The 10,458-nt window shown below is 73.5% G+C and carries 8 protein-coding genes and 2 pseudogenes; 4 read left to right on the top strand and 6 right to left on the bottom strand.

Going from position 1 to position 10,458, the window contains the following annotated elements:
- Positions 1 to 384: pseudogene (locus tag AB8Z36_RS20025) on the top strand (hypothetical protein); the annotation flags it as partial.
- A gap of 45 nt (positions 385 to 429) precedes the next feature.
- Here AB8Z36_RS20025 and AB8Z36_RS20020 read toward each other — a convergent pair.
- Both AB8Z36_RS20020 and AB8Z36_RS20015 read right to left on the bottom strand, forming a co-directional pair.
- Positions 430 to 2,277, bottom strand: a complete 1,848-nt coding sequence (locus AB8Z36_RS20020) for a transketolase (RefSeq protein WP_369214715.1) — start codon at positions 2,275 to 2,277, stop codon at positions 430 to 432.
- Positions 2,264 to 3,643, bottom strand: a complete 1,380-nt coding sequence (locus AB8Z36_RS20015) for an NAD(P)/FAD-dependent oxidoreductase (protein WP_369214714.1) — start codon at positions 3,641 to 3,643, stop codon at positions 2,264 to 2,266. Before AB8Z36_RS20015 ends, AB8Z36_RS20020 begins: the two co-directional genes overlap by 14 nt.
- Positions 3,644 to 3,871: 228 nt before the next feature.
- Between AB8Z36_RS20015 and AB8Z36_RS20010 the strand changes: the two genes are divergently transcribed.
- Positions 3,872 to 4,969, top strand: a complete 1,098-nt coding sequence (locus AB8Z36_RS20010; RefSeq protein WP_369214713.1) for an enolase C-terminal domain-like protein — start codon at positions 3,872 to 3,874, stop codon at positions 4,967 to 4,969.
- Positions 4,970 to 5,071: 102 nt separating this feature from the next.
- Here AB8Z36_RS20010 and AB8Z36_RS20005 read toward each other — a convergent pair whose 3' ends face one another.
- The gene (locus AB8Z36_RS20005) at positions 5,072 to 5,515 is read right to left on the bottom strand and encodes a phage holin family protein (RefSeq protein WP_369214712.1); all 444 of its coding nucleotides are present in this window, start codon (positions 5,513 to 5,515) and stop codon (positions 5,072 to 5,074) included.
- Positions 5,516 to 5,657: 142 nt separating this feature from the next.
- Here AB8Z36_RS20005 and AB8Z36_RS42315 point away from each other — a divergent pair, with 142 nt between their 5' ends.
- Both AB8Z36_RS42315 and AB8Z36_RS20000 read left to right on the top strand, forming a co-directional pair.
- Positions 5,658 to 5,735, top strand: a complete 78-nt coding sequence (locus AB8Z36_RS42315; RefSeq protein ID WP_370443954.1) for a 50S ribosomal protein bL37 — start codon at positions 5,658 to 5,660, stop codon at positions 5,733 to 5,735.
- A 162-nt stretch (positions 5,736 to 5,897) separates the two neighbouring features.
- Positions 5,898 to 6,254 carry a VOC family protein gene (locus AB8Z36_RS20000; protein ID WP_369214711.1) on the top strand — a complete coding sequence of 119 codons (357 nt, stop codon included), beginning with the start codon at positions 5,898 to 5,900 and terminating at the stop codon, positions 6,252 to 6,254.
- 98 nt (positions 6,255 to 6,352) lie between these two features.
- Here AB8Z36_RS20000 and htpG read toward each other — a convergent pair whose 3' ends face one another.
- From htpG to AB8Z36_RS19985, 3 genes and pseudogenes are all read right to left on the bottom strand, one after another.
- Positions 6,353 to 8,182 carry a molecular chaperone HtpG gene (gene htpG, locus AB8Z36_RS19995; RefSeq protein WP_369214710.1) on the bottom strand — a complete coding sequence of 610 codons (1,830 nt, stop codon included), beginning with the start codon at positions 8,180 to 8,182 and terminating at the stop codon, positions 6,353 to 6,355.
- Positions 8,183 to 8,257: 75 nt separating this feature from the next.
- Positions 8,258 to 10,237 (bottom strand): DUF5107 domain-containing protein, encoded by a 1,980-nt coding sequence (locus AB8Z36_RS19990; protein WP_369214709.1) that lies wholly within the window; start codon positions 10,235 to 10,237, stop codon positions 8,258 to 8,260.
- A gap of 72 nt (positions 10,238 to 10,309) precedes the next feature.
- Positions 10,310 to 10,458 (bottom strand): annotated as a pseudogene (locus AB8Z36_RS19985) (arginase family protein); the annotation flags it as partial.

Genomic DNA, 10,458 nt, shown 5'->3' with positions numbered 1-10,458 from the left:
GTCGCGGCGGGCGTCTTCGAGACGGCCCTCGCCGTGGCCAGGACGTCCGCCGGGGGCGGGGTGTCGGCCGGTGGCCTCGCGGTGGAACTGGCGCCGCGCATGGCCGGGTACGCGGCGGCCGTCCTCGTCGCGGTGCGGATGCGGCGCGGCGCGAACTGGGCGCGGCTCACCCTGGCGGGCGCGCTCGGCGTCCTCGGCACGCTCTCGTGGGTCGTCGGGCCCGTGCGGTGGCTCGCCGACGGACATGCGCTCGGCGCGGCCCTCCGGGACCTGGACGCGCTTGACGTGCTGTCCGGCGGCAGCCGGGTCCTGGCTCTGGCGGCCGTGCTCGCGGCGGTGGCGCTGATGTTCCGCCCCGCCGCCAACACCTGGTTCAGGAAGTGACGCGCCGCCCGGGAGCGGGAGACGGAGCGCCCAAGTGCGCGGGCGTCACCCCACGACGCCCTGCTCCACGAGCAGCCGGGCCGCCGCGGCGATCGACTGGGCGTCGATGCCCGCCGCGCGGAGCTGCTCCTCGGGCGAGGCCGAACCCGGCATAGTGCGCACCGCGAGCCGTACCAGGCGCGGCACGGGACTGCCGTCGGTGAAGGCGTCGAGGACCGCGTCGCCGATGCCGCCCTCGGCGCGGTGGTCCTCGACGGTGACGAGGCAGCCGGTCTGCCGGGCCGCCTCGCGCAGGGTCCTGCGGTCGACCGGCTTGACCGAGTACAGGTCGATGACGCGCACCGGAATGCCCTCGTCGGCCAGCAGCTCGGCGGCGGAGAGCGCCTCGTGGACGGTGACTCCGGCGGCCACGACGGTCAGCCGGTCGGCGTCGGAGGAGCGCAGGACCTTGGAGCCGCCGACCGGGAACTCCTCGCCGGGCCCGTAGATGACGGGTGTGTCCCCGCGCGTCGTCCGCAGGTAGCGCACGCCTTCCAGCTCCGCCATTTCGGCGACGAGCTGTCCGGTCTGGTGGGCGTCGCACGGGTAGAGCACCGTGGAGCCGTGGACCGCGCGGAAGGCCGCCAGGTCCTCAAGGCCCATCTGGGAGGGCCCGTCCTGGCCGATGGCGACACCCGCGTGCGAGCCGACGAGGTTGATCCCCGCGTCGCTGACCGCCGCCATGCGCACGAAGTCGGCGGCCCGGGAGAGGAACGCGGCGAACGTCGAGGCGTACGGGACCCAGCCGCGCGCGGCCATGCCGACCGCGGTGGCGACGAGCTGCTGCTCGGCGATGTAGCACTCGAAGTAGCGCTCGGGGTGCTCCTTGGCGAACCACTCCTGCCGGGTGGAGTCCCCCACCTCGCCGTCGATGGCCACCACGTCGCCGCGCGCGGTGCCGAGGGCGGTGAGCGCCTGGCCGTAGGCGTCGCGGGTGGCGACGGCGTCGCCGACCTCGTGGCGCGGCAGTTCGAGGTGGCCCGTGCGCTCGGCGTGCAGGGTCCGCGCGGCGGCGGGCTTGCGCACCTCCACCTGGACCTGCCGCTCGCCGCCGAGCTCGGCGATCGCCTCCTGGGCGTCCGGCAGCGGCTTGCCGTGCTGGCCCTCGCGGTTCTCGACGGCGGCGACGCCCTTGCCCTTGAGGGTGCGGGCGATGATGACGGTCGGCTGGCCCGCGGTGGAGGCCGCCTCCTGGCAGGCGCGGTCGATGGCCTCGACGTCGTGTCCGTCGACCTCGATGGCGTGCCAGTCGAACGCCTTGAAGCGGTCGGCGTAGGCGTTGAGGTTCCACTCGTGACGGGTCGGGCCGCGCTGGCCCAGCCGGTTGACGTCGATGATCACGGTGAGGTTGTCGAGGTGTTCGTATCCGGCGTGCTCGGCGGCCTCCCAGATGGAGCCCTCGGCCAGCTCGCTGTCGCCGCACAGCACCCAGGTGCGGTACGGGATGCGTTCGAGGCGCTTGCCGGAGAGCGCGATGCCGACGCCGACGGGCAGGCCCTGGCCGAGTGAGCCGGTGGCGGTCTCGACCCAGGGCAGTGCCGTCGGGGTCGGGTGGCCCTGGAGACGGCTGCCCTCCTTGCGGAAGGTGAGCAGCTCCTCGTCGCTGAGGGCGCCCGCGGCCTTGTAGGCGGCGTAGAGCAGGGGGGTGGCGTGGCCCTTGGAGAGGATGAACCGGTCGTTGCCCGGGTGGTCGGGGCGTTCGAAGTCGTAGCGCAGATGGCTGCCGATGAGCACGGCCATCAGGTCGGCGGCGGACATCGACGAGGTCGGGTGTCCGGAGCCCGCGGCGTCCGCGGCGCGCACGGAGTCGACGCGCAGCTGCTGGGCGAGGGCGGTGACGTCACTGCTGTTCATGAGGTTCCTCCTGGTGGTTCGGGGCCTCCTGGGCACGGAGGTCCTTGGCGGAGTCGGTCGGGGCCGCCGGAAAGCGGGCGAGCTCGGGCGATGCGGTGTCCAGCGGCACCGAGGCGGAGCGGACCAGGCCGAGCTGCACGGCCTGGCGCGGCAGTAAGGCGTCCAGGAGCCAGTCTGCGGCCACCCGCACCCGGTTGCCCGGCATGGCGGCCAGGTGGTAACCGCGGGTGACGGCCCCGGCGAGCGGCCCGGACAGCGGGATGCCGAGCGGGGTGGCCGCCGCCTGGGCACCGCCGAGGTCGACGGTGAAGCCGAGGTCGCGGTGGCGGTAGGGGCGCCGGGTGCCGTGACCGAGCGAGGCGGCGACGTTGCGCGCCGCCGTGACGCCCTGCCGCCAGGCGTGCTGGGCGGTCATGGGGGTGTACTGGCCCGGCCCGCGCCGGTCGGGCACGGCCGCCGCGTCCCCGCAGGCGAAGACCTCGGGGTGGCCCGGCACGCCGAGACAGGCGTCGACGCGCAGCCGCCCCCGCTCCAGGGGCCTGCCGAGGCCCTCGACGAGCGGGTCGGGCCGTACGCCGACGCACCAGGCCAGGGTGCGGCTCGCGACGAACGCGCCGTCGTCGAGGCGTACGCCCTCGGAGGTGGCCTCCCGCACGGAGGTGCCGGTGCGCACCTCGACACCGCGTCCGCGCAGCACCCGGTCCGCGGTGGCCGACAGGCGGGGGTCGAGCTCGGGCAGGACCCGGTCGGCGATGTCGAGCAGTAGCCAGCGGGGGCGGATGCCGTGCCGCAGCGGCTGCTTGCGCACCAGCGCGTCGGTGAACAGGCGTCCGTGCGCGGCCAGTTCGACACCCGTGTACCCGGCGCCGACGACCACGAACGTGCAGCGCGCCCGGCAGCTCTCCGGGTCGGGCGCGGCGGCGGCGAGTTCGAGCTGGCGGGTGATGTGGTCGCGCAGGTAGAGCGCCTCGGGCAGGCCGCGGAAGCCGTGCGCGTGCTCGGCGACGCCCGGCACGGGAAGCAGCTTGTGCACGCTGCCCACGGCGAGGACGAGACGGTCGTACGACAGCGCGCCGCGTACCCCCTCCGGGTCGGTGTACGTCACCTCGTGCCGTTCCAGGTCGACGCCGTCGGCCTCGCCGAGTGCGAGGCGTACGTGCGGCAGCGTGCCCGGCAGGGAGACGGTGACGCGACGCGGTTCGAGCACGCCCGTCGCCACCTGCGGCAGCAGAGGGAGGTAGAGGAAGTAGTCGGTGGGGTTCAGGAGGGTGATGTCGACCGCGCCCCGGGCCATCCGGGACAGGGTGTGTGCGGTGCGGTAGCCGGCGAATCCGGCTCCGACGATGACGATGCGGGATCGGCTCACGGTGTGCCTCCGGCGGGGTCGGACCCCTCGCGTGCCCGGCCGCGCGCACACCAAACTCCGGCGCGCCGGGCGCGGCGGCGCGGCCCCCGAACGGCCGAACCGTGCGGCCGCGCGGCCCTGCGAGCGCGCTTCCTCCCCACCGTTTGCCCCGGCGCGCCGGGGTTACCCGGTGTCCCGTCCGTCCGGCTCGCCGAAGACATTCATCCGCCTGGCCCAGGGAAGATCCAGATGAAGGACGCAGTCACCATCGAACGGCCCGTCGTCTCCGCCTACACCGTGCCCGCGGACGCCCCCGAGGCGGACGGCACCTTCGCCTGGGACGCCACGACCATCGTCGTGGTGGCGGTGGCCGCGGGCGATGCCACGGGCACCGGCTGGACCTACGCGCCCGCGGCCACCGCGGCCCTGCTCGCGGAGCAGATCGGCCCCGCGGTGACGGGCCGCGACGCCATGGACATTCCCGCCGTGCACGATGCGATGACGAAGGCGGTGCGCGACACCGGCCGCTCGGGTGCCGCCGGATGCGCCATCTCCGCGCTGGACATCGCCCTGTGGGACCTCAAGGCCCGCCTGCTCGAAGTGCCGCTGGTCCGGCTGCTCGGCGCGGCCCGCGACGAGGTGCCCGTCTATGGCAGCGGCGGCTTCACGACGTACCACGACACGCATCTGGCGGCCCAGCTCAACGGCTGGGTGCACGGCCAGCACATCCCGCGCGTGAAGATCAAGGTGGGCGAGGCCTGGGGCCGGGCGGCGGCCCGCGACGTGTCGCGGGTGCGCACCGCTCGCGAAGTCATCGGCGCGCACGCGGAGTTGTACGTCGACGCCAACGGCGCCTATACGCGCAAGCAGGCCGTACGGGTGGGCAGGGTGCTCGCCGAGCAGGGCGTGGGCTGGTTCGAGGAGCCGGTGTCCTCGGACGATCTGCGCGGGCTCGCGCTGGTCAGGGACGCGCTGGTCTGCGATGTGACGGCGGGCGAGCACGGCTGCGACCTGCCGTATTTCGCCCGCATGATCCCTTCGGTGGACTGCCTCCAGGTGGACGCGACGCGCTGCGGCGGCCTCACGGAGTGGCTGCGCGCGGCGGCTCTGGCCCAGGCGCACGGTCTTGAGGTCTCGGCGCACTGCGCGCCGCACGCGCACGCCGCGGTCGCCGCGTGCGTGCCCAATCTGCGGCACGTCGAGTGGTTCCACGACCATGTGCGCATCGAGTCGCTGTTCTTCGACGGTGCGCTCGACCCGACGGGCGGCGTCATCCGCCCGGACGGCGGCGTCGGGCACGGTCTGGCGCTGCGCACGGAGGAGGTCGAGGAGTTCCGGGTCGCGTGAGCCGCGTGCCGTCGCATGGCCGGACGTGCGTCCGGAACCGGAGGCGGCAGGGGACGTGCGGGCGCCGGGCGCTCCGGATGGTTCACGGAGCGCCCGGCGCGATCATGGGGCCCGGTCAGCGCTCGCCGTCGCGCGCGGGCGTCGTGGGCGGCATGGGCGGCGGCGCGGGGACGCCGAGCGCGCCGGGGGTGACGCCGAGACCGCCGGGGGTGGCGCCGAGCACACCGGCCGTGCTCTCCCCGTCCTGTGGCCGCGCAGCAGCACCGCGGCGAGGCCGAGGAGTACGGCCACGATGAGCGCCGCGGCCCAGCCGGGCAGTCCGGTCCCGATGGCGAGGCCGACGGCCAGGGCGACCGCCGCGCCCGCGTAGAGCGCGGCGGCGCCGGACGCGGCGTAGAGCGTGGCCTTGCGGCGCTGCTTCCTGGTCTGCTCGCGCAGCTCCGCGCGGAGTTCCTCGCGGACCGTACGGACCAGCTCATCGGTGAGCACCCTGTCGAACGGCTGCTGGTCGAGGCCGCTCGGAGTCGTCTTCTCGAAGCCAGTCATGACACCCGGGTACCCGAGGCCCGCGGCCGATAACGGTGTGACGCAGGCCACACCATGCCGTGACCGGCGGATGGGTAGGCGTCGCGTGATCGCCCGGATTCACATGCGTCCGGGAAGCACCATCAGCAACACGGAGGTACCCATGTCCTCGAAGCGACGCCGCAAGAAGAAGGCCCGCCGCAAGAACGGCGCGAACCACGGCAGCCGTCCCCAGTCCTGACGGCGGGCACGACGGCAGGAGGGCGGCACCACAACTGGTGCCGCCCTCCGCTCCGTTCGGCCCCCGGAAGCCGCGCCGTCCCGGCGGAGGCGGTGGCGGCCGGGCAGGCAATCATGAAATCGTTGCGGGGCCGGAGGTCGGAGAGGTGAGGGCGTTCCAATCATGGAGATCCTGGGGACCACGCTGCGTATCTGCGTCGAGGACTTGGAGTCCTCCGTCGCGTTCTATGAACGGCTCGCGGGCGGCAAGGCGATGCGCTTCGAGCGCGGTGGCGTCTCCGTCGCCGCGATCGGCTGCTTCCTGCTGATGAGCGGCCCGAAGGAGGAGATCGACGTGCTGCGCAAGGTCGGGGCGACCATCGCGGTGCAAGACGTCGAGGAGGCGTGCGCCGTCCTGACGGCGTCGGGCGCCCGCGTCATCGCGGGCCCGGTCCCGACCCCCGCGGGCCGCAACCTCATCGCGATGCACCCCGACGGCTCCGTCTTCGAGTACGCGGACCGCCGGGTGACCGCGACCTGAGGCGCCGGACCCCGGGCCGGGGCCGCCACGGGCAGTGCACCGTGACGGCCCCGGCCGCGCGGGCGTGGCTCAGAGCGTCTGGCCCGGGCGGGCGTCGCTCAGAGCGTCTTGCCCAGGCGGTCGGCGAGCAGCGCGGCGAAGCGCGCCGGGTCGGCGAGTTCGCCGCCCTCGGCGAGCAGGGCGGTGCCGTAGAGCAACTCGGCGGTCTCGGTCAGCTCCGGGGCTCCTGACCGCTCGTCGTGCGCCGCCTTCAGGGCCTTGACCAGCAGGTGTCCCGGGTTGAGCTCCAGGATGCGCTTGACCGGCGGGAGCTCCTGGCCCATCGCCTTGTACATCTTCTCCAGGGCCGGGGTCAGCCCGTCGTCGTCGCTGACCAGGCACGCCGGGGAGCTGGTGAGCCGGGTCGTCAGGCGTACGTCCTTGACGTCGTCGAGCGTTTCGTTGAGCCAGGCGAGGACGGACGCGAAGGCCTCGGCCTGCTCCGGTGAGGCCTCCTCGTCGGAGGGCAGGTCGACCTCGCCGCGGGCGATGGAGCGGAACTCGGTGCCCGCGTGCTCGCGGACCGCCTCGACCCAGATCTCGTCCACCCGGTCGGTGAGCAGCAGGACCTCGTACCCCTTGGCCCGGAACGCCTCCATGTGCGGGGAGTTCTCGATCTGCGCGCGGGTGTCGCCCGTCATGAAGTAGATCTTGTCCTGGCCCTCCGGCATCCGCTCCAGGTAGTCCGCGAGGGTGGTGGGCTCATCGCCCGCGGTGGAGGCGAAGGAGGCGATGTCGAGGATGGCCTTGTGGTCCTCGGCCGGGTCGAGGAGACCCTCCTTGACGGCGGGCCCGAACTCGCGCCAGAACGTGCGGTACTTGTCGGCGTCCTTGCCCATCAGCTCCTTGACGGAGGCGAGGATCTTCTTCGCCAGACGGCGGCGGATGAGCTGGATGTGCCGGTCCTGCTGGAGGATCTCGCGGGAGATGTTCAGCGAGAGGTCGGCGGCGTCCACCACTCCCTTGACGAAGCGGAGGTGATCGGGCAGCAGCTCACGGCTGTCGTCGAGGATGAACACGCGCTTGACGTAGAGCTGGAGGCCGTGCCGGGAGTCGCGCTGGTAGAGGTCGTGCGGGGCGCGGGAGGGCAGGAAGAGCAGGGCCTCGTACTCGAAGGTGCCCTCGGCCCGCATCTGGATGATGTCGAGCGGCTCCGACCAGTCGTGGCTGACGTGCCGGTAGAACTCGTGGTACTCCTCGTCGCTCACCTCCGAGCGGGGGCGGGCCCAGAGCGCCTTCATCGAGTTGAGGGTCTCCTCGCCCATCACCACCGGGAAGGAGATGAAGTCCGAGTACCGCTTGACGATCTCCCGGATCTTGCCCGCGTCGGTGTAGTCGTGGAGCCCGTCCTCCTGGTCGGCGGGGCGCAGGTGGACGCGGACCGAGGTGCCCTCCGGCGCGTCCTCGACGGTCTCGATCGTGTACGTGCCGTCGCCGTCCGACTCCCAGCGCACGCCGGTCTCCTCACCGGCCTTGCGGGTGAGGAGGGTGACCCGGTCGGCGACCATGAAAACGGAGTAGAAGCCGACGCCGAACTGGCCGATCAGCTCCGCGGACTCCTTGCTCTCCTTGAGCTTGCGCAGCGTCTCGGCCGTGCCGGACCTGGCGATCGTGCCGATCAGGCCCACCACCTCCTCGCGCGTCATGCCGATGCCGTTGTCCCGCACGGTCAGCGTGCGGGCCTCGGTGTCGGCCTCCAGCTCGATGCGCAGGTCGTCGGCCTTGAGGCTCTCGTCCCGCAGTCCGGCCAGGCGCCGCTTGTCCAGGGCGTCGGAGGCGTTGGAGATGAGTTCGCGCAGGAAGATGTCCTTGTTGGAGTAGATGGAGTGGACCATCAAATCCAGCAACTGGCGCGCCTCGGCCTGGAACTCCAGCGTCTCGGTGCTCATGGCTTCCCTTCTGATCGGTGGTTCGGTGCGACGCCCATATTTTCAGGTGGCCGGGGCCGTGCGCACGTCCCCGCCTCACTCCCCCGGCTGCCGCGTCCGGAAGTCGTAGCGGGCGGGGACGGGCTCGCCGTCGGTGGCCGCGGCCCACAGTTCGCCCAGTATCCCGGCGCCCTCCCGCAGGTCCGCCGCCTCGAAACCCTCCTCGAAGAGGGCGCGTACCGCCGCCGGTTCGCCCTCGGCGAGCAGGAGTTGTGCCTCAAGGAGACGGAAGCGGCCCTCGGCCCTGGTCGTCGCGTGCAGCCGCTCCCACACCGCGCGGGCCGCTTCCGGGCGCCCGGCGGCGAGGAGTGCGGTGATCGCCTCCCTGCCGAGGGCGGCCGTCGCCGCCGTCCAGGCCACGCCGTCGTCGCGCCGCTCCTGGCAGAGGTCGTCGAAGGCCTCGGTGTACCGGTCGGCGGCCCGCTCGCTGTGGCCCTCGCTCTGGTCGGCGACGGCGAGGCAGCGCAGCAGCGGCCAGCGCGAGGGCGCGAGGGCGAGGCCGCGCTCCCAGCTCCGGACGGCCTGGGCGCGGTCGTCCGCGTGCCACTGGGCGATCCCGAGGTGGTACTCGGTGTGCGGTCGCGCGGGCGCCGTCTCCAGCATGTCGCGCCAGTGCCGGGAGACGAGCGTGGGCCCGGGCGGCGCCACCTTGCGCGGCTCGGGCACGGCCCCGGTGTGCAGGAGTTCCAGCCACGGCGCCTGGTCGGGGCCGAGTGCCGACTCCTCGAAGGGCGTGCCCGGCAGCTTGTGCCCGGCGCGCAGCACCTCAAGGGCGCCCCAGCCCGAGCCCGTGGCGAGCCGCTCCCCCGGCTCCGCGTCGGCGTGCCCGAGCCATGCCGCGTACGCGGCGTCCACGGCCTCGCGCGGCAGGGCTTCGGCGAGCCGCCCCGCCACCTCGCCGCGCGCGTCCGGCCAGTCGCCGTGCACGAGCTCCGGCCGGGCGCTGAGCGGACCGTAGGACTCCAGCCAGCTGAACTCCGACTCGGCGTCCAGCGCCACGTGTTCGAGCTGGGTGCGGGCGAGGCCCGCCTGGATCTCCGCGTAGCCCCCGGTGCCGGGCTCGGTGAGCCACTCCTGCCAGCGCCGTCCGCCGGGGCCCGTGCCCCAGACGAAGAGCTTGCGGCCGCGCGGCAGGTCGGTGGAGGTCTGCACGAGGCCGTGCCCGGCGTCGTCGAGGGCGGCGATCCAGCGCCGGGCGCCGTCCGGCACGTCGTAGAAGTAGTCGGCGGAGTACTCGCTTCGCTCGGGGTAGGTCCGGTCGACGCCCTCCGCCTCCGGGACCGGCACCTTGTGCAGGCCTCCCTGGTACGCGAACCGCCATGCCTCGTCGGCGGGGGCGAGCACCCTGCGCTCCTCGGGCACCGAGATGTTGGACCACCAGTAGACGGGCGCGGGCTTCTCGTGCGGGTTGCGGACGCGCACCCCCACGTGCAGGAAGTCGGAGTCCTCCGGGAGCCAGAGGTCCACCTGGAAGGGCAGGTCGCGCAGCCGCTCCCACTCCCACAGGCGCAGCATCTCGCCGCCGTCGGGCGCGGTCACCCTGGCCGCGTGCAGGGGCGCGCAGGAGAGGGTGGTGTGTCCGGTGGCGCCGATGTTCCACTCGATGCCGCCGGAGAACCAGGCGCCGTTGAGCGCGAACCCGGCGGGCTGGAGGACCGGGTTGCGGTAGAGGAGCTCACGTCCGGTCGGCTTGTGCAGCAGGGAGTGGACGCGCCCGCCGTACCCGGGCAGGACGGTGGCGCGCAGCCGGTCGTTCTCGATGACGAGGGTGTCGATGTCCGTCTCGGCGCGCTCGCGTCCGTACCCGTCGAGGACGCGGACGGGGAGGATGCCGCGCAGCGGTGCGTACCCGAGCTGGCGGGCCATGTCGCGCGGCAGGTCCTCCTTGGCGCGCTCCTCGACGTGCCGGTGCACCTCGYGGAGCGGCCGCAGCGGGGGCAGCGGGTTCTCGGGGCCCAGCGGGGCGGCGGGCAGGGTGAGTACGTCGCGGCGCACGGTGGTCTTCACGATCACCATGGAACACGGTCGCCGTGGCGCCGACCAGGGGGTGTCCGGGTCAGGTTTGCGCGAAGGCCCCCGGGGTCCCGCTCAGGCCGGGGCGAGCGCCGCCACCAGGAGGCCCGCCAGCAGGTCGCCCGCCGTGCCCTCGGGGTCGAGGTCGGGGTCGTAGATGGTGAGGTTGAGCCCGGCGCAGCGCGGCGATGACACCAACGGCCTCAGCAGCGCGAGGAGTTCGT

The sequence above is a fragment of the Streptomyces flavofungini genome, assembly GCF_041028215.1.
Taxonomy (GTDB): domain Bacteria; phylum Actinomycetota; class Actinomycetes; order Streptomycetales; family Streptomycetaceae; genus Streptomyces; species Streptomyces flavofungini_B.
This window is presented reverse-complemented; position numbering and strand designations above follow the sequence as displayed.